Raw genomic sequence first — 22,770 nt, forward strand, 5'->3', positions numbered from 1 at the left:
TATCCGGGCCGCGGACCGACCCCTGCATCGGCCCGCCTACCCTGTGGGGGTGTCCAGCAGCCCCACGCCCCGTCCCGAGCCCGTCGCGACCAACGCCTTCGAGCGCGCGAGCCTGCCTCTCACCCGGGCGCTGTCCCAGCTGCCGCCGCTCGTGCCGATCGTCGTCGTCTTCGCGCTCGTGCTGCTCGGCAGCTTCCTCGGTCCGTGGGGCGCGATCCCCCTCGGCCTGGTCGTGCTCTTCCTGCTGTGGATGCTCGGGCTGTCCTGGCCGCGCCTCACCGCGAGCGAGCGCCTGATGCGCATCGCCGTCATCGTCCTGCTCGTCGGCCTGACGGTGATCAAGGTCGTACCCCGCTGAAGTTGACAACGATTCTCACGTGCGGTGAGAATCGTTCTCATGAAGTCCCGCCACCGTCTCGTCCTCAGCGTCTCCGCCCTCCTGCTCGCCCTCACGGGCTGCGGCTCCGGCGAGGACGCCACGGACGGTGCGGGCGACGCGAGCCTGTCGGTGGCGACGAGCTTCTACCCCCTGCAGGAGGCGGCGGAGCAGGTCGGCGGTGACCACGTCGAGGTCACCAACCTCACCAAGCCCGGCGCCGAGCCGCACGACCTCGAGCTCACGCCCAACCAGGTCCTCGACGTCAGCCGGGCCGACGCCCTGGTCTACCTCAAGGGCTTCCAGCCCTCCGTCGACGACGCGGCGAAGGAGGCGGGCGACTCCGCCTTCGACGTCTCGTCGGCCGCTCGTCTCGACCTCGAGGCACCTCAGGGGGAGGGGCACGAGGGCGAGAGCGCCGAGGAGCACGCCGCCCACGAGGAGGGCCACGGGGCGGTCGACCCCCACTTCTGGCTCGACCCGACGCGCTACGCGGACGTCGTCGACGCCGTCGCCGAGCGCTTCGCCGAGGCCGACCCGGACCACGCCGCGGACTACCGGGCGAACGCCAAGGAGTTCACGGGCGAGCTGACCACGCTCGACAAGGACCTCAGGGCCGGGCTCGCCGACTGCCGCAGCCAGGACCTCGTGACGGGCCACACCGCCTTCGCCTACTTCGCGGACCGCTACGGCTTCCACCAGGAGTCGGTGAGCGGCCTGAGCCCGGACAGCGAGCCGAGCCCCAGCGCGCTGGCCGACCTCATCAAGCACGTCAAGCAGGAGCGGGTCGACACCGTGTACGCGGAGACCCTCGTGCCCGCCGATGTCGCCCGGACCATCGCCCGCGACTCCGGGGCGAAGGTCGCCGTCCTCGACCCCCTCGAGGGACTGACGGACGAGTCCGCCGGATCGGACTACCTTGAGGTCATGCGCAGCAACCTGGCCACCGTCCGCAAGGGACAGGGGTGCAGTTGACCTCGTCCGCCCCTCCCGTGATCGAGCTGACCGGCGCCGCCTTCGGCTACGGCGACCGCGTCGTGGTCCACGACGTCGACCTCACCGTCCGCCGCGGTGAGGTCGTCGCCGTGCTCGGACCCAACGGGGCCGGCAAGTCGACCCTGGTCAAGGGGTTGCTCGGGATCGCCGAGCAGCACGCCGGCACCGCCCGAGTCCTCGGCCACGAGGTCGGCAGCGCGGACGCGCGGGCCGGTATCGGGTACGTCCCGCAGCGCCACACCCTCGCCTCGGCCGTCAGGGCGACCGCCTCCGAGATCGTGACGACGGGACGCACGGTGCGCACGCCCTGGTGGGCGCCGTGGCGGATCCGCTCCTCGGCCGACCGCGCGCTCGTCGCCGAGTCCCTCGCGGTCGTCGGCCTGGGCGACCTCGCCGACCACGACGTCGCCACGCTCTCCGGCGGCCAGCAGCGCCGGGTGCTCATCGCGCGCGCGCTCGCGAGCCGTCCCGACGTCTTCGTCATGGACGAGCCGACCGCCGGGGTCGACCGCGGCCACCAGCAGGTGCTCGTCGCCGTGATGCGACGTCTCGTCGCCCGTGGGGCGACCCTCGTCATCGTCACCCACGAGGTCGACGCGCTGGCCGACATCGTCACCCGGGCCGTGGTCGTGCGCGGCGGCACGATCGAGCAGGACTGCGCCCCGGACGAGCTCACCGCCGACGCACAGGCCCACACCCACCACGAGGGTGAGGACGAGCCGGCACCCTCGGCCCTCCCTTCGACCATCATCACGACGAAGGGGGGACCCCGGTGATCGACATCCTCGGTCTCGAGTTCATGCGCAACGCACTCCTCGCCGCGCTGCTGGTCGGGGCGTCCGCGCCGCTCGTCGGCGTCTTCCTCGTCCAGCGCGGCATGTCGCTCATCGGTGACGGGATGGGCCACGTCGCGCTCGCCGGCGTCGGCATCGGCCTGCTGACGAGCACCTCGCCCGTGCTCACGGCCCTGGCCGTCGTCGTCGTCGCGGCCGTGGCGATCGAGCTGCTGCGCCACCTCGGGCGGACCGGTGGCGACCTCGCGCTCGCGGTGATGTTCTACGGCGGTCTGGCGGCGGGTGTGGTCATCATCGCCAAGGCGCCGTCCGGCTCGGCGACCAACCTGCAGGGATACCTCTTCGGTGCCCTCACCACGGTCACCCGCAGCGACCTCGTCCAGTTCGCGGTCCTCGCCGCAGTCGTCCTCGTCACCGTGCTCGTGCTGCGCGAGCGCCTCTTCGCCGTCGCCCAGGACGACGAGTACGCCCGCGCCTCGGGACTGCCCGTGCTGGGCACCAACATCCTGCTCGCCGTCCTCACCGGCGTCACGGTCGTCATCTCGATGCGCGTCATCGGCCTGCTGCTCATCAGCGCGCTGATGATCCTGCCCAACGCGACCGGCCAGTACCTCGGGCGGTCCTTCCGCGGGAGCCTGCGGTGGGCAGTCGTCGTCGGCACGCTGACGAGCGTCGGCGGGGTCTTCACGAGCTTCTACGCCGACACCCCGTCCGGCGCGACCATCGTGCTGCTCGCCATCGCGGTCTTCGTCGTCTCGGCCACCGCCGTCACCGCGCTGCGCGCCCTGCGCCGTCGTGGCCACCGCACGGCAGAGGTCCACGAGCACGTCCACTGGGAGGACTGCGGCCACGACGTCGTCCTGCACGGCGACCACGTCGACTACCTGCACGACGGGCACCGGCACGCCCGGCACGGCGACCACTGGGACGAGCACGACCCGGAGCACACGCCCGCCGACACGACCCTCGAGGGGAGCCCCCGATGACCGACACCCGTACCCGCCGACCGACTCGGCAGAGGAACGCGATCGAGGCCGACGTCGATCGCTACGACGAGTTCAGGTCAGCGCAGGAGATCCATGCCAGCCTCGTCTCCGGTGGGGACAAGATCGGCCTGGCAACGGTCTACCGGACCCTGCAGGCGATGGTCGACGAGGAGGCCTTGGACGCCCTGCGCACCGACGACGGCGAGATCGTCTACCGACGCTGCAGCACCGGGCACCACCACCACCTCGTCTGCCGTGACTGCGGCCGCACGGTCGAGGTCGAGGGCCCGGCCGTGGAGCGATGGGCTGACCGGGTGAGCGCGGAGCACGGCTTCAGCGACGTGGCGCACACCCTCGAGCTCTTCGGACGCTGCGAGGAGTGCGCCTCCCGGCCGACGACCTAGAGCTGGAGCTGCCTGACGGACTTGGTGATGTGCTCGCCGTCCTTGGCGAGGAAGACGATCGATCCGTACTCCAGGGGCAACCAGCCATCGCCCTCCTCGCTCAACGGCTCGGAGGCGAAGATGGCCGCCGTGGCCTTCTCCTCGGTGCACTCCTGGAAGCCGTAGTTCGCCTCGTCGTGCTGGAAGTTGCGACCCAGCAACAGGTACATCGGCTCCAGGAGCATGGAGAGGGCGCGGTCGTCGGTGCCGGCGTCAGCCGTGCGCAGCTCCCGCCAGTCCCCCTCCGGGTCGACCTCGCCCTGGTGCCCGAGCCCCCAGTTGATCCCGATGACCCGGTCCTGGGAGACCAGGCCCATCTTCAGCTTGGTCAGCCCCGGCAGCTCGAGGTCCTTCATCGCCTTGGCGATCAGGCGCAGCAGCTCCTCGACCGCGCGCTGGACATCCTCGTCACCGTCACCCTCCAGCAGGGAGAGGAAGAGGGCGTAGATGAACTCCGTGTCGGTCGTGCCGAGCATCTGCGTCAGGTACTCGTCCTTGCAGTGCTGCAGCAGCTCCCGCTGCAGGACCTGCCAGCCCGGCAGGTAGCCGTTCTGCGCCACGATCCACCGGGTCCCCTCGAAGCAGAAGGGGTGGCAGTTCTCGTCGGCCATGACGACCTTGGCCTCGTAGGCGGCAGCGCGGACGTGCGCCAACATGGTGCTGGCCTGCAGGCTGGGGAGCATGCGCGTGGCGTTGTCGTCGTAGAAGGCGGCCGTCGGCCGGCGGTAGATGAAGGGTTCCTCCGGCTTGAGCAGGTGCTCGCTCCACGCTCCGAAACCCCATCCCACGAGCTGGAGCTCGGGATGGGTCTCCGGGTCGAGGGACTGGTTGATCAGGCTGTTCGTCGGCTTGAGCAAGAGATTCTCCAGCGAGATCTCCGGACCGATGTAGGCAAGGACTCGACACATACGTTCTCCTCATGTGACAGATCGATGAACGCAGGTCGCGCGGGCCTCGACAGCGTATGTCACGACGTCCTCTCGGACCGTGTCGGCGTCGGGTGCACGATCGAGCGCGACTGGTCCTGAACGCCCTTCGCCGGGTCGATGCACTCGGGGCGACTCAGGAGCCCGATGGTGCGTCGACCGCGCCGCCGTAGCGCCGCTCGCGCTGGGCGTAGGTCTCGATGGCCTCCCACAGGTGGCGCCGGTCGTAGTCCGGCCACAGCGTGTCCTGGAAGACCATCTCGGCGTAGGCCGACTGCCAGAGCAGGAAGTTGCTCGTGCGCTGCTCCCCCGAGCTGCGCAGGAAGAGGTCGACGTCCGGCATGGTCGGCTCGGTGAGGTAGCGCGAGATCGTCCGCTCGTCGATGCCCGAGCCCTTGAGCCGGCCGGCCTTGACGTCGTCGGCGATCCGCCGGACGCCGTCGACGATCTCGGCCCGACCGCCGTAGTTGACGCAGAAGTACAACGTCATCGCGTCGTTGTCGCGGGTCATCTCCTGGGCGATCTCGAGCTCCTTGATGACCGAGCTCCACAACCTGGGGCGACGTCCCACCCAGCGCATGCGCACGCCCCACGCGTCGAGCTGGTCGCGCCGCCGGCGGATGACGTCCCGGTTGAACCCCATGAGGAAACGCACCTCCTCTGGCGAGCGGCGCCAGTTCTCGGTGGAGAAGGCGTAGGTCGACAGGTGCTTGACGCCGATGTCCAGGGCCCCGGCGACGACGTCGAGGAGCGCGCCCTCCCCCGCCTCGTGGCCCTTGGTCCGGGCGAGGCCCCGCTGGTTGGCCCAGCGGCCGTTGCCGTCCATGACGATCGCGACGTGACCGGGCACGAGTTCGGCCGGCACGGGCGGCGGGGTGGCCCCGCTCGGGTGGGCGAAGGGGGTCTCGTAGCGGCTCATCCGGTCCTCTGCGGTTGGGTGCGGTCGACGTGACGAAGGGAGAGCACCCCGCGCTCGAGGTGCCACTGGAGGAAGGCGGCGGTCAGGCCGGACCCCTCCCGTCGGTGCCGGTCGAGGGAGGCGTCCGCGACCACCCAGTCACCGGCGAGGAGCGCGGCGAGCAGGGTGAGGGTCTCGGGGGCGGGGGCGTTAGCCCCGGGGACGCGGCAGCTGCGGCACACGACGCCACCGGAGGCGACGTGGAAGGCGCGGTGCGGGCCCTCGTCGCCGCACCGGGCGCAGTCGTGGAAGCTCGGTGCCCAGCCGGCGACCGCCAGCGCCCGCAGGAGGTACGCGTCCAGGACGAGCTCGGCGGCGTGGTCACCCTGGGCGAGCGAGCGCAGCGCACCCGCGAGCAGGTGGTACTGCTGCAGCGCCGGCTCGTGCTCCTCGGTCAGCCGGTCGGCCGTCTCGAGGATCGCGGTGGCCGCCGTCCAGCGCGCGTAGTCGCGGGCGATGACGTCGCCCCACGCGTCGATCGACTCGGTCTGGGTCACGGTGTCGAGGTTGCGGCCCTCGTAGCACTGCAGGTCGACGTGCATGCCCGGCTCGAGGCGGGCGCCGAACTTCGACTTCGTGCGGCGGACCCCCTTCGCCACCGTGCGGATCTTGCCGCGCCCGCGGGTGAGCACGGTGATGATCCGGTCGGCCTCGCCCAGCTTGTGGGTGCGCAGCACGACTCCGGAGTCGCGGTAGAGGGGCATGCACCCCATTGTCCTACGCACGACGGGTCTTCCCACGGCGGGCACGCCGGGCGGACAATGGGAGTGACGCCACGGCGGTGTCGTCCTCAGGAGGCTCACCATGGGCAGGCGCGCGTACGAGGCCCCACTCCCCCTTCGCTCCCGGCAGATCGCCGACGACCTCGTCCGGGCGGGTGTCGTCGCCGAGGGCGACCGGGACCGAGCGGGTGCCGTGCTGGCCCGCCATGTGGACGTCGGGCCGGAGCCAGCCACTGCGCGCCCGCCTGCGGGCCGGATCGCCGCGGAGATCGCCGGCTACCTCGGCGGCATCCTCGTCATCGCGGCAGCCGCGGTCTTCCTCGCCTCGCAGTGGTCGCGGATGGGCCCGGGCACCCGCGTGGCGGCACTGCTCGTCAGCGCCCTCGTCCTGGCCGCCGGCGCCGTCGCCGTGCGGCTCACGGCACGCTCCGCCGCGACCCTCCCCGAGCTGGCGCGGCAGGCCCGGCTGCTCCTGGCGGGCACGCTGGCCGTGGCGGCCGCCGCTGTCGCGGGAGGCGCGGCGGGGGTGTGGGCGACCCACGTCCTCGACCTGCGCGAGCCCTACACGGTGAGCATCGGCTTCGGCACGGCGTGCGCGCTCATGGTCCTCGGCTACCGCTTCGTGCCGACCGGGCTCGGCCAGCTCGGCGCCGCATTCACCGCGGCCATCACGACGATGACGCTGGCCCTCGGGCCGGACGCCTCGGACAACGCCCCGCTCGTGGCCGCGGCCTCGCTCCTCGGGCTCGCCGCCGCATGGATCGCCCTGACCGAGACCGGGCTGTGGCGCGAGACCCATCTCGGGCGCGCCGTCGGAGGGGTCCTGGCGATCCTCGGCGCCCAGGTCGCCATGGGCTGGGAGCACGCGTGGGTCTCCTACGCGCTGCTGGCGGTCGTCGGCGTCCTCGGCTTCCTCGCCTACGTCCGGACGCAGTCGTGGCCCTACCTCGGCGTCGGGGTCGTCGCGCTGACGATGGCCGCCACCGAGGCCGCGGTGGACTACTCGGACGGTGCGCTCGGCGCCGCCGGGGCCCTGCTCGTCGCCGGGGCCGTGCTGCTCGTGGCCAGCGCCGCCGGCCTGCGCCTGCGCGCGAAGGGCGACCACCCGGTGGCCGCAGGCTGAGCGACACGCCGGTGGCGCTCATCGAACGTGTGTTCGAGGGGCTGCTAGGGTCGTGGGATGCAGGCGCTCCAGTCCTCGCTCTTCGACACGGCCGACTCCCCCACGCTCGGTGACCTCGAGCGGCGTCACCGGCGATTCCTCGACGGCACCGCCTGGCTGGACCTCGTGCCGGGATGGGCGTGCGGCACCGACGAGGTGCTCGACACGCTCCTGCACGAGGTCCCGTGGCGGGCGGAGCGGCGCAAGATGTACGACTCCGTCGTCGACGTGCCGCGCCTGACCTGCTTCTACCGCGCAGGGGAGCCCCTGCCCCACCCGTTCGTCGCCGACATGCGCGAGCGCCTCTCCCAGCACTACGCCAGCGAGCTCGGCGAGCCCTTCGTCACCGCCGGCATGTGCCTGTACCGCCACGGCGAGGACTCGGTCGCCTGGCACGGCGACCGCATCGGGCGCAGCCGCGAGCAGGACACGATGGTCGCGATCGTCTCCCTCGGCTCAGCCCGCCATCTCGCGCTGCGCCCGCGCGACGGCGGCCCGTCGCAGCGGGTCGCGCTCGGCCACGGCGACCTCGTCGTCATGGGCGGCGCCTGCCAGCGCACCTGGGACCACGCGGTGCCCAAGACCTCGGCGGCGGTGGGGCCCCGGGTGTCGATCCAGTTCCGCGTGGCCGGCGTGCGCTGAGACGCACGAAGGGGGAGGCTCGCGCCTCCCCCTTCGCCAGGCTCAGGCCTGGGCGTCGCGCTCGGCGCGGTTGACCGCCGAGAGGATCGCGCGCAGCGAGGCCTTGACGATCGAGTCGTGCAGGCCGACGCCCCACAGCACCCGCTCGCCGACGGCGCACTCGACGTAGGCCGCGGCGCGGGCGTCGCCACCGGCGGACAGCGCGTGCTCGGCGTAGTCGAGGACCCGTACGTCGACGCCCAGCGGGGCGAGCGCGTCGAGGAAGGCGGCGATCGGGCCGTTGCCGCTGCCGGAGATCGCGATCTCCTGGCCGCGGTCGAGGATGTGCCCCTCGATGCGGTCGAGGCCGTTGTCCTCACCGGTCAGCGTGGTGCGCACCGGCTGGAACCGGCCCCACCCGTCCCTGTCCTCGCTGTGCAGGTACTCGTCGTTGAAGACCTCCCACAGCGCGAGGCCGCTCATCTCGCCACCGTCGGTGTCGGTCTTGCGCTGGACGACCGCGGAGAACTCCATCTGCAGGCGACGCGGCAGGTCCAGGCCCTGCTCGGACTTCAGCAGGTAGGCGACGCCGCCCTTGCCGGACTGGCTGTTGACGCGCACGACCGCCTCGTACGAGCGGCCGATGTCGTGCGGGTCGATCGGCAGGTAGGGCACGCCCCAGTCGATGCCGTCGATGTCGGTGCCGGCCTCCTTGGCCCGCAGCTCCATGTCCTCGAAGCCCTTCTTGATCGCGTCCTGGTGCGACCCGGAGAAGGCGGTGTAGACGAGGTCGCCACCCCACGGGTGACGCGGGTGCACGGGCAGCTGGGTGCAGTGCTCGACGGTGCGGCGGATCTCGTCCATCTGGGAGAAGTCGATCTGCGGGTCGATGCCCTGGCTGAAGAGGTTCATGCCCAGCGTCACCAGGTCGACGTTGCCGGTGCGCTCACCGTTGCCGAAGAGGCACCCCTCGATCCGGTCGGCGCCGGCGAGGTAACCGAGCTCGGCGGCAGCCACCCCTTCGCCGCGGTCGTTGTGGGGGTGCAGCGAGAGCACGATCGACTCGCGCCGCTCGAGACGGCGGCTCATCCACTCGATGGAGTCGGCGTAGACGTTGGGGGTGGCCATCTCGACCGTCGCCGGCAGGTTGATGATCATCTTGTGGTCCGGCGTCGGGTCGATGACGTCGATGACCTCGTTGCAGATCCGCGCGGCGAAGTCGAGCTCGGTGCCCGTGTACGACTCCGGCGAGTACTGGTAGTAGACGTCGGTGTCCGGGATCGTCTCCTCGAGCTTCTTGCACAGCCGCGCACCCTGCAGCGCGATGTCGACGATGCCGTCCTGGCCGGTGTTGAAGACGACACGTCGCTGCAGGACGGAGGTCGAGTTGTAGAAGTGGACGATCGCCTGCTTGCTGCCGGCGATGGCGTCGAAGGTCTTCTCGATGAGGTGGTCACGGCACTGCGTGAGCACCTGGATCGTCACGTCGTCGGGGATGTGGCCGCCGTCGATGAGCTCGCGGCAGAAGTTGTAGTCGGTCTCGCTCGCGCTCGGGAAACCGACCTCGATCTCCTTGTAGCCCATCTTGACGAGCAGCTGGAACATCGCGAGCTTGCGCTCGGCGTCCATCGGGTCGATGAGCGCCTGGTTGCCGTCACGCAGGTCGACGGCGCACCAGCGCGGTGCCTGCGTCATGACCTGGTCGGGCCACGTGCGGTCGGGCAGCTCGACGGCGATCTGGTCCTGGAAGGGGACGTACTTGCGCACCGGCATCGCGGTGGCCTGCTGGGGGTGGATCATGCTCTGTCCTTCGTCGCGTGGGTCTCGTGTGGGCCGGCACCACGAACTCCGCGACGAGGTGGCCGTCTGTCAGGCCTCGCCGCGGCAGAGAAGGAGGAGGTCCGTCCGCATGCCCAGCACGATACTCCTCGCCCCGGCGCGGCATGCCGCGGGTCACGATGCGGACGAAGGGGAGCGGTACCGCCGCTCGGGTCGACCCACCCGTCCGTACTGCTGACGGCCCTCGAGCCGACCCGTCCCGACGTAGTGCTCCAGGTAGCGCCGGGCCGTGACCCGGGAGAGCCCGACCGCCTCCGCGCACTCGCTGGCGGAGAGGTCCCCCGCCCCGCGGACCGCAGCGAGGACGAGCTCGCCGGTCTCCCCGCTCAGCCCCTTGGGCAGGACAGCTGTCGGCGTCCCTGCCCCCGGGGTCCCGCCGAAGATCGCGTCGATGTCCTCCTGCGCAGCGGTGTCGGCGTCGACCCGCTGGAGTCGCTGCAGCTCGGCCCTGAAGTCCTGCAGGCGGGCGGCCAGATCGGCCTGGCCGAAGGGCTTGACCAGGTAGCCCACGGCGCCCCCGGTCCGGGCCGCCCGCACCTGCTCGACCTCACGTGCGGCGGTGACCATGAGGACACCGACCTCGTTGCCCTCGGCACGCAGCCGACGCAGCACCTCGATCCCCGTCATGTCGGGCAGGTGGACGTCGAGCAGCACGAGGTCGGGCCCGTGCTCACGGACGGCCTCGAGGGCGGCGGCGCCCGTGGGCGCGGTCGCGACGACCCGGAAGCCCGGGACGCTCTCGACGAAGCGCGTGTGCACCCTGACGACGAGGAAGTCGTCGTCGACGACCACGACGTCGACGCTCTCCCTCATGGGGTCTCCTCGCTCCCGGTACCGCCCAGCGATGCGGTGAAGACGGCACCGAAGTCACCTTGCACGACCGTCACCCGGCCACCGCCCCGGGAGCATACGGCCTGCACCAGGGCGAGCCCGATGCCGCGGCCCGCCGCCCCCGAGGGCTTGGTCGACCACCCGCGCTCGAAGACCCGGTCGACGTCCTCGGGTGCGATGCCCGCACCCGTGTCGGCGACCCGCACGAGCGGGCCGTCGTCCGTCATGAGCAGACGCACCGACGACTCCCGCCCCCCGTTGGCCCGCGTCGCGTCGAGGGCGTTGTCGATGAGGTTGCCGACGACGGTGATGACGTCCGCTGCGACGGCCGGGTCCAGGCGCGGCAGGTGGGACTCCGGCTCGATGGACAGCTCGATGCCGACCTCGGACGCGGCGGTGACCTTGGCGATGAGCAGCGCCGCGACGCGGGGGTCCTCGACGTGGCAGGTCACGGCATCGCTGATCTCGCCACGTCGTCGGTTGACGTCGGCGATGAGGGCGACCACCTCGTCGTACTCCTGCAGCTGGACCAGACCGGAGATCGTGTGCAGCCGGTTGTCGAACTCGTGGGTCTGCGCCCGCAGGGCGTCGGTGATGCTCGCCTGCGCCGACACCTGGCTCTGCAGGGCCAGCAGGTCGCTGCGATCGACCATCGTCGTCACGGTCCCCACCTGGCGCCCGTCGAAGTAGGTGCGACGCCGGGTGAGCACGAGCGTCCGGTCCCCGACGACGATGAGCGTCGGGTCGCTGTCCTCCGCCGAGGCGAGGAACTCGGCGACCCCGCCGTGGACCGGCACCTCCCTCACGGGACGGCCGACGTCCCGCTCGGACAGCCCGAGGAGCTCTTGGGCCGAGGTGTTGACGAGCGTGATGACGCCGGCACCGTTGACCCCCACGACCCCTTCGTGGATCCCGGTGAGCAGTGCTTCCTGGTGGTCGGCCAGCCGCGCGATGTCGGCCGGCTCGAGGCCGCGGGTCTGGCGCCGGATGAGCCGCGAGAGCCCCCACGCACCGGCCACACCCAGCGCCGCGGCGGCCCCGAGGAAGAGCAGCAGGTCGGGGGCCGCCTGCGACAGCCGCTGGGTGAGCGGCGGGTACTCCTCGACGACGAGTGCCGCGCCCAGGACCCGACCGTCGTCGGCGAGCACGGGCGCCTGGCCGCCGACGGCGCGGGCGCCGTCGATCTCCAGGTCCCCCGACCACGACCGACCGTCACTGGCCGCCAGGCCGAGTGCCGGCCGCTCCCCGAGGTCCGTCGCGTCGGTCGACGCGGCCACGGTCCCGTCCGCGTCGAGCAGCTGCACCGTGCGCGCCCCGGACAGGCTCGCCGCCCGCCCGATCTGCCCGTCGAGGGCGCGACGGTTCCCCCCTTCGACCAGCTCGGACCGGACCACCGGTGTGGCCGCCAGCGACTCCGCGACCGCGAGCAGCCGCTGCTCCCGGGACGCCCGGAAGTCCTGCGTCGACTGCTGCACGGTGATCACCGCGACGACGAGGAGGACGAGGAGGAGGGCGGCGAGCTGCCAGACGAGGAACTGGGCGGCAAGGCTCCACCGCACGCGCCGGGACCGCAATGACCACAACCTCCTTTGTGACCGCAATGGTGACGTGGGGCGCGCGCGCCCTCCACCATCGTCAACGACCATCATCGACCACCCACCCCACGAAAGGCGTGCCGACATGTCCCCAGGCCCCACGCGGCGAACCCTGCTGCTGGCCTCGCTCGGAGCGCTCACCGTCCCCACGCTCGCCGCCTGCGGCGTGACGCGCGGCGACGACGCCGGCTCCACCCGGCTGCGCATGATGATCCCCAACTCTCCCGGCGGCGGGTACGACCTCACCGGTCGCGCCGCCGTGCGCGTCATGGAGGACGCCGAGATCACCAGCCGCTTCGAGGTCTTCAACGTCATCGGTGCCGGCGGCACCGTCGCCATGGCGCGCCTGGCCAACGAGCGCGGCAACGAGGACCTCATGATGGCCATGGGCCTCGGGGTCGTCGGCGCGACATTCACCAACAAGTCGCAGGCCCGTGTCTCCGGCATGACGCCCCTCGCCCGGCTCATCCAGGAGTCCGAGGGCGTCATCGTGCCCGCCGACTCCCCCTACAAGGACATCGCCGACCTGATCACGGCATGGCAGCAGGACCCCAAGGCCGTGAGCATCGGCGGAGGCTCCTCCCCCGGCGGCCCCGACCACCTCTTCCCGATGGAGTTCGCCAAGGCGGTCGACATCGACCCGCGCAAGGTCAACTACGTGACCTACGACGGTGGCGGTGACCTGCTCCCCGCACTGCTCGGCTCGAAGATCAAGGCCGGCATGAGCGGCCTCGGCGAGTACGCCGAGCAGATCGAGAAGGGCCAGGTCAAGGTCCTCGCCGTCTCGGGCGAGGAGCGGGTGCCCGGCATCGACGCGCCGACGCTCAAGGAGTCGGACGTCGACCTGACCTTCATCAACTGGCGCGGGATCCTCGCCCCTCCCGGCATCTCGACCGCTCGTCGGGAGCAGCTCATCGACCTGCTCCAGCAGATGCATGACAGCACCGGCTGGCAGGAGGCGCTGAAGCTGAACAACTGGACCGATGCGTGGATGACCGGAGACGAGTTCGGCGAGTTCCTCACCTCCCAGGACGAACGCGTCGAGACGACCCTGAAGGAGCTGGGACTGCTGTGAACGACACGATCCTGACCACCACCACGACCCCCGCGCCCGAGCGTCGGCGCGACCTCGCGCAGTTCGTCGTCGTGGGATTCCTCGTCCTCGTCGCGACCGTCCTCGTCGTCGACGCGGCCGGGCTGCGCAACGACTTCGCCGAGACCGACCCGGTCGGACCGAAGTTCTTCCCCTGGCTCGTCGCCGGCTTCCTCTACCTCACCGCCGCCCTGCTGAGCGTCGCCATCCTGCGCGGCTCTCTCCCCGAGGAGGAAGGGGGTGAGGACGTCGACCTCGACCAAGGGGCCGACTGGGTCACCGTGGCCAAGCTCGTCGCCGTCTTCGTCTTCCTCATCGCCACCGTCGACCTGCTCGGGTGGGCGATCTCCGGGGCGCTCTTCTTCGCCGGGTGCTCCCTGACGCTCGGCAGCCGCACCTGGCTGCGTGACCTCGTCATCGGCGCCGTGCTGTCGGTCGCCACCTTCTACGCCTTCTACGTCGCCCTCGGCGTCCCGCTCCCCGCGGGCATCCTGGACGGGATCCTCTGATGGACAACCTCAACCACCTGATCGACGGCTTCGGCTCGGCGATCACCCCTGCCAACCTGCTCTTCGCCTGCGTCGGCGTCCTCCTCGGCACCGCGGTCGGCGTCCTGCCCGGCATCGGCCCGGCCATGACCGTGGCCCTGCTCCTGCCGATCACCTACAACGTCGAGCCCGCCAGCGCGTTCATCATGTTCGCCGGCATCTACTACGGCGGCATGTACGGCGGGTCGACGACCTCCATCCTGCTCAACACGCCCGGCGAGTCCTCGTCGGTCATCACCGCCATCGAGGGCAACAAGATGGCCAAGGCGGGCAAGGCGGCACAGGCCCTGGCCACCGCGGCGATCGGCTCCTTCATCGCCGGTGCGATCGGCACCACCCTGCTGACCTTCTTCGCGCCGTGGATCGCCGTGCAGGCGGTCAAGCTCGGCAACCCCTCGTACCTCGCGATCATGGTCCTGGCGCTCATCGCGGTGACGGCCGTCCTCGGCAGCTCCAAGCTGCGCGGCTTCATCGGGCTCTTCCTCGGCCTCGCCGTGGGCATCGTCGGCATCGACAGCCTCACCGGGCAGAGCCGGGCCACCTTCGGCATCCCGCTCCTCGGCGACGGCATCGACATCGTCGTCGTCGCCGTCGCGATCTTCGCCATCGGCGAGGCCCTGTGGGTCGCCGCCTTCCTCCGCCGACGCCCGCAGGAGATCATCCCCGTGGGTCGCCCGTGGATGGGCAGGGACGACCTCAAGCGCTCGTGGAAACCGTGGCTGCGCGGCACCGCCTTCGGCTTCCCCTTCGGAGCGGTCCCGGCCGGCGGCGCCGAGCTGCCGACCTTCCTGTCGTACATCACCGAGCGCAAGCTCTCGAAACACCCCGAGGAGTTCGGCCACGGCGCCATCGAGGGCGTGGCCGGGCCGGAGGCCGCCAACAACGCCTCGGCCGCCGGCACCCTCGTGCCCATGCTGGCCCTCGGCCTGCCGACCAACGCCACGGCGGCGATCATGCTCGCGGCGATGATGGGCTACGGCATCCAGCCCGGCCCGGCGCTCTTCGAGTCCGAGAGCACGCTCGTCTGGACCCTCATCGCGAGCCTCTTCATCGGCAACCTCCTGCTGCTCGTGCTCAACCTGCCGCTCGCGCCCCTGTGGGCCAAGCTGCTGCGCACGCCACGGCCATACCTCTACGCGGGCATCCTCTTCTTCGCCTCGCTCGGCGCCCTCGCGGTCAACCTGCAGTGGTTCGACCTGGCCCTGCTGCTCCTCTTCGGGGTCGTCGGGCTGGGCATGCGGCGCTTCGGTGTCCCCGTGCTGCCGCTGATCATCGGCGTCATCCTCGGCCCGCGCGTCGAAGAGGAGCTGCGCAAGACGCTGCTCCTGTCGAGCGGCGACTGGAGCGGGCTCGTCAGCGAGCCTGCCGCCGTCATCGTCTACGCGATCATCGCCCTCGGTCTCATCGGCATGGCGGTCACCGGACTCCTCCGCGGCCGCAAGGACACCACGACCTCGGAGGTCTCGGCATGACCGTCGTCATCGGCTTCACCCCGGAACCCGCCAGCACCCACGCCCTCGAGCGCGGCCTCTCGGAGGCCAGGCTGCGTGGCGAACGGGTCCTCGTCGTCAACGCCACGAAGGGCGACGCCTTCGTCGACCCGCGCTACGGCGGCGAGGGCGACATCGACGAGCTCCAGCAGCAGCTCGACGCCTCGGGCCTCGAGCACGAGGTCTCCCGCCCGATGGGCCCGGACATCGCCGACCTCGTGCTCGACGAGGCCGCGCGGGTCGACGCCTCGCTCATCGTCATCGGGCTGCGCCACCGCACGCCCGTGGGCAAGCTGCTGCTCGGGTCGACCGCGCAGCGCATCCTGCTCGACGCCACCTGCCCGGTCCTGGCGGTCAAGCCGCCGCGGTGACCGCAGTCGTTCTGTGTCGAACCGGTAGCCCCCGGTGCCGGCAGCGCCCGTGGCGAGGTCCCCGACTCGCCGGGCTACCGGTTCGACACACGAGCACGACGAAGGGAGTGCCCCAGCGGTGGGGCACTCCCTTCGTCGTCGGACGCGTACGGCTGCAGCGCGGGTATCAGCCCTGTCGGGCGACGATCGCCTCGGCGATCTGCACGGCGTTGAGGGCCGCGCCCTTGCGCAGGTTGTCCCCGACGACGAAGAGCGTCAGCCCCTTGCCGTCGACGACCGACTGGTCGGCGCGGATCCGGCCGACGTAGACGTCGTCCTTGCCGGCGGCCTCGAGCGGGTTGGGCACGGCCGTCACGACGACACCTTCGGCGGCCTCGAGGAGCTCGGTGGCGCGCTCGGGCGTGATCTCGCGCTCGAACTCCGCGTGGACCGCCAGCGCGTGACCGGTGAAGACCGGCACGCGCACGCAGGTGCCCGAGACGCGCAGGTCGGGGACGTGCAGGATCTTGCGCGACTCGTTGCGCAGCTTCTGCTCCTCGTCCGTCTCGAGGCTGCCGTCGTCCTGGACGGAGCCGGCGACCGGGACGACGTTGAAGCCGACCGGCACCTCGTAGACCTGCGGCGCGGGCAGGGTGAGGGCCGACCCGTCGAGCGCGAGGTCCTTGGGGTCACCCGAGGCGTACCCGGCGCGCAGCTGGCTGTCGAGCTCGTCGAGCCCCTTGCCGCCCGAGCCGGAGACCGCCTGGTACGTGGCGACCCGCAGGGCGACGAGGCCCGCCTCGTCGTGCAGCGGCTTGAGCACGGGCATGGCGGCCATGGTGGTGCAGTTGGGGTTGGCGATGATGCCCTTGGGCAGGTCGACGGTGTCCTCGGCGTTGACCTCGGACACGACGAGCGGGACGTCGGGGTCCTTGCGCCACGCGCTGGAGTTGTCGATGACGGTGGCGCCGGCAGCGGCAACCTTGGGGGCCCACTCCTTGCTCGTGGCTCCGCCGTTGGAGAAGAGCGCGATGTCCAGGCCGGAGAAGTCCGCGGTGGCGGTGTCCTCGACCGTCACCTCCTGGTCCTTCCACGGCAGGATCGTGCCGGCGGACCGTGCCGAGGCGAAGTAGCGGATCGAGGTGACGGGGAAGTCCCGCTCCTCGAGCAGTGCTCGCATGACGTGTCCGACCTGGCCGGTGGCTCCGAAGACTCCGATGTGCATGCGCCCAAGGATAGAGGTCGGGGCCTGAACGCCCACATCGCGTTCAGGCCCCGGACAGGGCGTCGCTCAGCTCGAGGCCGGCGTGCTGCCGTGCTCTTCGCGTCGCTCCGGGTGCTCCTCGTCGGCCTGGGCATCCGGCGCCTCGTCCGTGGCCGAGGCCGGGACGACCTTGTCGCGGTCGATGCCCTCGCCGGGCGCGGTCTGGTCGATGGACAGGACGAAGTCGTCCCCGTGCTCGGTGACACCGGCCACGACCGCCTGCCTGAGCGCCTCGCGGGCGTACGCCCGACGGATGGCCATCGGGTCCGACTGCAGGTCCCGCACGAGCGCGACGGCCATGCCGATCATGATGAGCACGAAGGGCAGCGCCGCGACGATGGTGACCTGCTGCAGACCCGTCAGCGAGTCCTCACCGCCGATCACGAGCATGATCGCTGCGGCGGCGCCCGTGGCGACACCCCAGAAGACGACCATGAACCGGTTGGGCTCAAGGGTCCCCCGCTGGCTGAGCGAGCCCATGACGATCGAGGCCGCATCGGCGCCGGAGACGAAGAAGATCGCGACGAGCACCATGACGAGGACCGACGTGACCGCGGCCCACGGCATCGAGTCGAGCAGCGCGAAGAGCGTGCTCTCCTCGCCGTCGCCGAACCTGTCGAGCCTCGCTCCCATCTCCTGCGCCTTGATGGCGGCGCCACCGAAGATCGCGAACCAGATCAGGCTCACGGTGCTCGGCACGAGGAGGACGCCGGTGACGAACTCACGGATGGTGCGACCGCGGGAGATGCGGGCGATGAACATGCCGACGAAGGGGGTCCAGCTGACCCACCACGCCCAGTAGAAGATCGTCCAGCCGGACAGCCACGACTTGATGCCGTGCTCGCCCTGCGCGTTGGTGCGGGCGGCCATCTCCATCAGGTGCTGCATGTACGTGCCGAGGGAGGTCGGCACGAGGTTGAGGATGAAGATCGTCGGGCCGGCGATGAAGACGAAGGCGGCCAGGAGGAGGGCCAGCACCATGTTGGTGTTGGAGAGCCACTGGATGCCCTTCTCAACACCGGAGACGGCCGAGAAGATGAAGCAGATCGTCAGCACGACGATGATCACGACGAGCACGGTGTTGGTGATGTCGTTGGCCCAGCCGACGATCTTCGCGCCGGAGGCGATCTGCAGGGCACCGAGGCCGAGCGAGGTCGCAGAGCCGAAGAGCGTGGCGAAGATGGCGAAGATGTCGATGACCTTGCCGACCGGCCCGTGCACCTGACGCTTGCCGATGAGCGGCTCGAAGACCGCGCTGATCGTCAGGCCGCGGCCCTTGCGGAAGACGCCGTAGCCGATCGCCAGACCGGCGACCGTGTAGATGGCCCACGGGTGCAGCGTCCAGTGGAAGAGCGTCGTCGCCATCGCCGTGCGCGTCACGTGGTCGTTGCCCTCCGCACCCGTCCCCGGCGGCGGCGCGAGGTAGTGCGCCAACGGCTCCGCGGCGCCCCAGAACATCAGGCCGATGCCCATGCCCGCGGAGAACATCATCGCGATCCACGAGATGGTCCGGAACTCCGGCTGCTCGCCGTCGGCGCCCAGCGGGATGTTGCCGTACTTGCTGGCCGCGAGCCAGATGACGAAGAAGACGAAGCCGGTCGAGGCGAGGGCGAAGAGCCAACCGGTGTTCGTCACGACCCAGTCGACACCCGATGTCGACGCATCGGAGAGGGAGGCCGTGCTGATGACGCCCCAGAGGACGAAGGCGATCGCGAGGACGGCGGTGATGCCGAAGACGATCCAGTCGATGCCGAGCCGGTCGGTCTTGGCGATGAGCCGCGGCTCGAGGGCCGGGTGGTCGACGCGACGGGTATCGCGCGGTGCGGCGTCACGTCCGGAGGTCGGCGGTTGCGTAGGTTCGGTCACGTTGTGTACATGGCCCGGTCGGCACAGGTCCCGCCCGGGGCCACTCCTCCTGTTGTCGAGTTGGGTGGCGTCGGGCAGCGCGCTGCCCAACCACTCACTCTGACCCACCCACCGGCCTGCGCCCAAATGCTCGTGACCGGCTCGTGACCTCGGACCGGGGCCTCAGAACCCCAGGCGCTGCAGCTGCTTGGGGTCCCGCTGCCAGTCCTTGGCGACCTTGACGTGCAGGTCGAGGAAGACCTTCTGACCGAGCAGCTTCTCGATGCCCACCCGGGCCGTGGTGCCGACCTCGCGCAGGCGCGACCCGCCCCGGCCGATGATGATCGCCTTCTGGCTGTCGCGCTCGACGAAGACGTTGACCCGTACGTCGAGCATCGGGTCGTGCTCGGGCCGGCCCTCCCGCGGGACGATCTCCTCGACGACGACCGCGAGACTGTGCGGGAGCTCGTCGCGCACGCCCTCGAGGGCGGCCTCGCGGACGAGCTCGGCGATCATCGTCTCGTCGTCCTCGTCCGTCAGCTGGTCCGTGGGGTACAGCGGGGCGGGCGAAGGGGGCAGGTGCTCGCCGAGCACGGCGAGCACGTCCTCGATCTGGTCGCCGCGCACAGCCGAGCAGGGCACGATCGCGGCCCAGTCCCCCAGCTGGTCGATGGCGATGAGGTGCTCCGCGAGACGCTCCCGGTCGACCTTGTCGGCCTTGGTGGCGATGGCGACGACGGGCACGCGCTTGGCGCGCTGCAGCTCGGCCAGGTCGGCCGCGATGTAGCTGTCCCCCGGCCCGATCTTCTGGTCGGCCGGCAGGCAGAAGCCGATGACGTCGACCTCGAGCAGCGTCTCGCGCACGAGGTCGTTGAGCCGCTCCCCGAGCAGGGTGCGCGGCTTGTGCAGCCCCGGTGTGTCGACGAGGACGACCTGCTGGTGGTCGCGCGTCACGATGCCGCGGATCGTGTGCCGCGTGGTCTGCGGCTTGCTCGAGGTGATCGCGACCTTGTCGCCGACGAGGGCGTTGGTCAGCGTCGACTTGCCGGCATTGGGTCGCCCGACGAGGCAGGCGAACCCCGCCCGCCAGGTGACCTCGTCCTGGTCCTGCGTCATGCCCCGATCTCCTCCTGCTCGTGGCCGCCGGTGGCGTCGGCCGCGAGGGGCTCGACGATGACGGTGGCGATGCGGTGCTGTCGTCCGGACATCTTCTCAGCAGTGAGCGACAGACCGGCCACCTCGGCGCGCGCCCCGATGATCGGGACCCGGCCCGTGACCTTGCCGATGAGCCCGCCGACCGTGTCGACCTCTTCGTCGTCGAGGTCGACGCCGTACAGCTCGCCGAGGTCGTCGACGTGCATGCCGGCGGGGACGCGGTGGCGCCCGTCACCGAGGTCCTCGATGCCGGGCCCCTCGCGGTCGTACTCGTCGGTGATCTCACCGACGATCTCCTCGAGGATGTCCTCGATCGTCACGAGCCCGGCCGTGCCGCCGTACTCGTCGACGACGATCGCGGCGTGGATCTGGTCGCGCTGCATCTCGCGCAGCAGCTCGTCGACCGGCTTGCTCTCGGGGACGAAGGGGGCCGGCCGCATGAAGTCCTCGACCGCCCGCCCGGAGCTCCTCTCGTCCGCGAGCACCTGTCGCACGACGTCCTTGAGGTAGAGCAGCCCGACGATGTCGTCGGTGTCGTCCCCCACGACGGGCACCCGGGAGAAGCCGGAGCGGATGAAGAGGTTGAGCGCCTTGCGCGCCGGCTTGTCGGACTCGATGGTGATCATGTCGGTGCGCGGCACCATGACCTCGCCCGCGAGCGTGTCCCCGAGCTCGAAGACGGAGTGGAGCATGTCGCGCTCCTCGTCCTCGATGATCGCCGACTCCCCGGCGAGGTCGAGCAGGTCGCGCAGCTCGGCCTCGGAGCGGAAGGGTCCGTCGCGGTACCCGCGCCCGGGGGTCACGGCATTGCCGAAGGTGACGAGCAGGCGGGCGACCGGCCCGAGCAACCGCCGCATCCAGATGACGAAGGGAGCCGTCGCCAGCGCGATCGCGGTGCTGTGCTGGCGACCGAGGGTGCGCGGCGAGACGCCGACGAGCACGAAGGTCACGACGACCATGATCGCGGCGGAGACGAGCAGCGCCAACCACGTCCGCTCGACCTGGTCGACGACGACGAGGGTGATGAGCACCGCGGCCACGGCCTCGGCGACGGCGCGCAGGAAGGCGATCACCGAGATCGGCCCGGCGCTGTCGGCGAGGATCTCGCGGAGGGCGGGGGCCCCCCTTCGTCCCTCGCTGTCCGCCTCCTCGGCGGCGACGCGCGAGGCGGAACCGATCGCGGCGTCGATGAGGGTGAGGCCGAACGCGGCGACGATCGAGACGATCGCGCCGACGATGAGGCTCGTCACCCCGTGTCCCCCCGGCCACGGGTCGCGAGGAAGGTCAGGAGCAGCTGGCGCTGCAGCTCGAACATCTCCTTCTCCTCGTCCGGCTCCGCGTGGTCGTAGCCGAGCAGGTGGAGGATGCCGTGGGTCGTGAGCAGCAGCATCTCCTCGATCGTGGCGTGCCCGGCGGCGACCGCCTGGGCCTCGGCGACCGAGGGGCACAGGACGATGTCGCCGAGGACACCCTCGAGCGGGCTCTCCCCCTCGCGGCCGGGCCGCAGCTCGTCCATGGGGAAGCTCATGACGTCGGTCGGCCCGGCGAGGTCCATCCACTGCTCGTGCAGGACGGTCATCGTCGGCTCGTCGACGAGGCGGATGCACAGCTCGGCCTGCGGGTGCACACGCATCTGCTCGAGCACGTAGCGGCTGAGGTCGACGAACTCGGTCTCGTCGACGGTGTGGTCGGTCTCGTTGAGGATGTCGACGCTCATCGGCGCTGCCCCTTCGTCGCGTCGTAGCGGTCGTAGGCGCCGACGATCTCGCCGACGAGCCGGTGCCGGACGACGTCGGAGGCGTCGAGGTGGACGAACTCGACGCCCTCGATGTCGGTGAGGATGCGCTGGACGACCTTCAGGCCTGACTCGGTGCCGCCGGGCAGGTCGACCTGGCTGGTGTCACCCGTGACGACCATCTTGGAGCCGAACCCGAGGCGGGTGAGGAACATCTTCATCTGCTCGGGCGAGGTGTTCTGCGCCTCGTCGAGGATGATGAAGGAGTCGTTGAGGGTGCGGCCGCGCATGAACGCCAGCGGGGCGACCTCGATGGTGCCCGCGGCCATGAGGCGCGGGATCGACTCGGGGTCGATCATGTCGTGCAGCGCGTCGTAGAGCGGTCGCAGGTACGGGTCGATCTTGTCGCCGAGCGTGCCGGGCAGGAAGCCGAGCTTCTCCCCCGCCTCGACGGCGGGTCGGGTGAGGATGATCCGGGCGACCTGCTTGGCCTGCAGGGCCGCCACGGCCTTGGCCATCGCGAGGTAGGTCTTGCCGGTGCCCGCCGGCCCGATGCCGAAGATCACCGTGTTGTCGCCGATCGCGTCGACGTAGTGCTTCTGGCCGAGCGTCTTGGGCCGGATCGTGCGGCCGCGGTTGGAGACGATGTTCATCGTCAGCACGTCGGCCGGCCGCTCCCGGGTCTGGCCGCGCAGCATGGTGATCGCGCGCTCGACCGCGTCCTTGTTGAGCGGGTGGCCGGCCTCGACGATCTCCATGATCTCGTCGAGGAGCCGGTCGATGACCTCGAGGTCATCGGCGGGACCGCGCAGACGGAACTCGTTGCCGCGCACGAGGATCTCGGTCTTGGGGAAGGCCCGCTCCATGGTGCGCAGCAGCTCGTCGGTCGGACCGAGGACGCTGACCATGGGCATGTTGTCGGGCAGGACGATGGTCTGCTGGACGCTCGGGGCGCCGTCGGGGGCAGCCGCTCGGGGGTCGTCGGAGATCGCGTCGAGCGCGCGCAGGTCGGGATGGTCGGATTGAGGCATCGTGCTCCTG

The 22,770-nt window shown here is 70.9% G+C and carries 23 protein-coding genes; 11 read left to right on the top strand and 12 right to left on the bottom strand.

The features are described from left to right. Window positions 1–49 precede the first annotated feature (49 nt). From ABC138_RS13120 to ABC138_RS13140, 5 genes are read left to right on the top strand one after another with little or no spacing between them, the layout of a single operon-like run. On the top strand, window positions 50–358 hold the full coding sequence (locus ABC138_RS13120; RefSeq protein ID WP_345913962.1) for a DUF6703 family protein: 309 nt from the start codon (window positions 50–52) through the stop codon (window positions 356–358). Between the two features lie 39 nt (window positions 359–397). Then, on the top strand, window positions 398–1,351 hold the full coding sequence (locus ABC138_RS13125; RefSeq protein ID WP_068323111.1) for a metal ABC transporter substrate-binding protein: 954 nt from the start codon (window positions 398–400) through the stop codon (window positions 1,349–1,351). Between the two features lie 17 nt (window positions 1,352–1,368). Further along, window positions 1,369–2,148 (top strand): metal ABC transporter ATP-binding protein, encoded by a 780-nt coding sequence (locus tag ABC138_RS13130; RefSeq protein WP_345913963.1) that lies wholly within the window; start codon window positions 1,369–1,371, stop codon window positions 2,146–2,148. Further along, the gene (locus tag ABC138_RS13135) at window positions 2,145–3,152 is read left to right on the top strand and encodes a metal ABC transporter permease (protein ID WP_345913964.1); all 1,008 of its coding nucleotides are present in this window, start codon (window positions 2,145–2,147) and stop codon (window positions 3,150–3,152) included. The genes ABC138_RS13130 and ABC138_RS13135 overlap by 4 nt, the downstream gene beginning before the upstream one ends. Further along, the gene (locus ABC138_RS13140; RefSeq protein WP_068423532.1) at window positions 3,149–3,556 is read left to right on the top strand and encodes a Fur family transcriptional regulator; all 408 of its coding nucleotides are present in this window, start codon (window positions 3,149–3,151) and stop codon (window positions 3,554–3,556) included. The genes ABC138_RS13135 and ABC138_RS13140 overlap by 4 nt, the downstream gene beginning before the upstream one ends. Here the strand turns inward: ABC138_RS13140 and ABC138_RS13145 are convergent. From ABC138_RS13145 to recO, 3 genes are all read right to left on the bottom strand, one after another. Next, entirely contained in the window at window positions 3,553–4,503 is a 951-nt protein-coding gene (locus ABC138_RS13145) for a class II glutamine amidotransferase (RefSeq protein WP_068423527.1), read from the bottom strand. The genes ABC138_RS13140 and ABC138_RS13145 overlap by 4 nt on opposite strands. Before the next feature lie 154 nt (window positions 4,504–4,657). Continuing rightward, the gene (locus ABC138_RS13150) at window positions 4,658–5,440 is read right to left on the bottom strand and encodes an isoprenyl transferase (protein WP_068423518.1); all 783 of its coding nucleotides are present in this window, start codon (window positions 5,438–5,440) and stop codon (window positions 4,658–4,660) included. Beyond that, complete coding sequence (recO, locus tag ABC138_RS13155; protein ID WP_068323098.1) at window positions 5,437–6,183, bottom strand: DNA repair protein RecO; 747 nt, start codon at window positions 6,181–6,183, stop codon at window positions 5,437–5,439. Before recO ends, ABC138_RS13150 begins: the two co-directional genes overlap by 4 nt. Window positions 6,184–6,283: 100 nt before the next feature. Here recO and ABC138_RS13160 point away from each other — a divergent pair, with 100 nt between their 5' ends. Together ABC138_RS13160 and ABC138_RS13165 are read left to right on the top strand one after the other, a co-directional pair. Continuing rightward, complete coding sequence (locus tag ABC138_RS13160; protein WP_068323095.1) at window positions 6,284–7,324, top strand: hypothetical protein; 1,041 nt, start codon at window positions 6,284–6,286, stop codon at window positions 7,322–7,324. Window positions 7,325–7,381: 57 nt separating this feature from the next. After that, window positions 7,382–8,005: an alpha-ketoglutarate-dependent dioxygenase AlkB gene (locus ABC138_RS13165; protein WP_338537937.1), complete on the top strand. Its 624-nt coding sequence runs from the start codon at window positions 7,382–7,384 to the stop codon at window positions 8,003–8,005. 42 nt (window positions 8,006–8,047) lie between these two features. On the opposite strand, the gene leuA is transcribed toward ABC138_RS13165, so the two are convergent. The 3 genes from leuA to ABC138_RS13180 all read right to left on the bottom strand — a co-directional run bounded on the left by leuA (window position 8,048) and on the right by ABC138_RS13180 (window position 12,213). Then, window positions 8,048–9,784: a 2-isopropylmalate synthase gene (leuA, locus tag ABC138_RS13170; protein WP_068323087.1), complete on the bottom strand. Its 1,737-nt coding sequence runs from the start codon at window positions 9,782–9,784 to the stop codon at window positions 8,048–8,050. A gap of 153 nt (window positions 9,785–9,937) precedes the next feature. Beyond that, window positions 9,938–10,636, bottom strand: coding sequence for a response regulator (locus ABC138_RS13175; RefSeq protein ID WP_345913965.1), 699 nt, complete (start codon window positions 10,634–10,636; stop codon window positions 9,938–9,940). Continuing rightward, on the bottom strand, window positions 10,633–12,213 hold the full coding sequence (locus tag ABC138_RS13180; RefSeq protein ID WP_345913966.1) for an ATP-binding protein: 1,581 nt from the start codon (window positions 12,211–12,213) through the stop codon (window positions 10,633–10,635). Before ABC138_RS13180 ends, ABC138_RS13175 begins: the two co-directional genes overlap by 4 nt. Window positions 12,214–12,334: 121 nt before the next feature. Between ABC138_RS13180 and ABC138_RS13185 the strand changes: the two genes are divergently transcribed. From ABC138_RS13185 to ABC138_RS13200, 4 genes are read left to right on the top strand one after another with little or no spacing between them, the layout of a single operon-like run. Beyond that, on the top strand, window positions 12,335–13,324 hold the full coding sequence (locus ABC138_RS13185) for a tripartite tricarboxylate transporter substrate-binding protein (protein WP_068323076.1): 990 nt from the start codon (window positions 12,335–12,337) through the stop codon (window positions 13,322–13,324). After that, window positions 13,321–13,851, top strand: a complete 531-nt coding sequence (locus ABC138_RS13190; RefSeq protein WP_345913967.1) for a tripartite tricarboxylate transporter TctB family protein — start codon at window positions 13,321–13,323, stop codon at window positions 13,849–13,851. Before ABC138_RS13185 ends, ABC138_RS13190 begins: the two co-directional genes overlap by 4 nt. Next, window positions 13,851–15,362: a tripartite tricarboxylate transporter permease gene (locus tag ABC138_RS13195; protein ID WP_068423509.1), complete on the top strand. Its 1,512-nt coding sequence runs from the start codon at window positions 13,851–13,853 to the stop codon at window positions 15,360–15,362. Before ABC138_RS13190 ends, ABC138_RS13195 begins: the two co-directional genes overlap by 1 nt. Continuing rightward, the gene (locus tag ABC138_RS13200) at window positions 15,359–15,751 is read left to right on the top strand and encodes a universal stress protein (protein ID WP_068323067.1); all 393 of its coding nucleotides are present in this window, start codon (window positions 15,359–15,361) and stop codon (window positions 15,749–15,751) included. Before ABC138_RS13195 ends, ABC138_RS13200 begins: the two co-directional genes overlap by 4 nt. A gap of 166 nt (window positions 15,752–15,917) precedes the next feature. On the opposite strand, the gene ABC138_RS13205 is transcribed toward ABC138_RS13200, so the two are convergent. The 6 genes from ABC138_RS13205 to ABC138_RS13230 form a co-directional block, all read right to left on the bottom strand. Beyond that, window positions 15,918–16,955, bottom strand: coding sequence for an aspartate-semialdehyde dehydrogenase (locus ABC138_RS13205; protein ID WP_345913968.1), 1,038 nt, complete (start codon window positions 16,953–16,955; stop codon window positions 15,918–15,920). Window positions 16,956–17,021: 66 nt separating this feature from the next. Then, entirely contained in the window at window positions 17,022–18,767 is a 1,746-nt protein-coding gene (locus ABC138_RS13210; RefSeq protein WP_345913971.1) for a BCCT family transporter, read from the bottom strand. Between the two features lie 255 nt (window positions 18,768–19,022). Continuing rightward, entirely contained in the window at window positions 19,023–19,955 is a 933-nt protein-coding gene (gene era / locus ABC138_RS13215; RefSeq protein ID WP_068423504.1) for a GTPase Era, read from the bottom strand. Then, on the bottom strand, window positions 19,952–21,244 hold the full coding sequence (locus ABC138_RS13220; protein WP_068323055.1) for a hemolysin family protein: 1,293 nt from the start codon (window positions 21,242–21,244) through the stop codon (window positions 19,952–19,954). Before ABC138_RS13220 ends, era begins: the two co-directional genes overlap by 4 nt. Next, window positions 21,241–21,711: an rRNA maturation RNase YbeY gene (gene ybeY / locus ABC138_RS13225; protein ID WP_068323052.1), complete on the bottom strand. Its 471-nt coding sequence runs from the start codon at window positions 21,709–21,711 to the stop codon at window positions 21,241–21,243. The genes ABC138_RS13220 and ybeY overlap by 4 nt, the downstream gene beginning before the upstream one ends. Continuing rightward, window positions 21,708–22,760, bottom strand: a complete 1,053-nt coding sequence (locus tag ABC138_RS13230) for a PhoH family protein (RefSeq protein WP_082807440.1) — start codon at window positions 22,758–22,760, stop codon at window positions 21,708–21,710. Before ABC138_RS13230 ends, ybeY begins: the two co-directional genes overlap by 4 nt. Window positions 22,761–22,770: the final 10 nt, after the last annotated feature.

The sequence above is a fragment of the Janibacter sp. LM genome, assembly GCF_039631275.1.
Taxonomy (GTDB): Bacteria; Actinomycetota; Actinomycetes; order Actinomycetales; family Dermatophilaceae; genus Janibacter; species Janibacter terrae.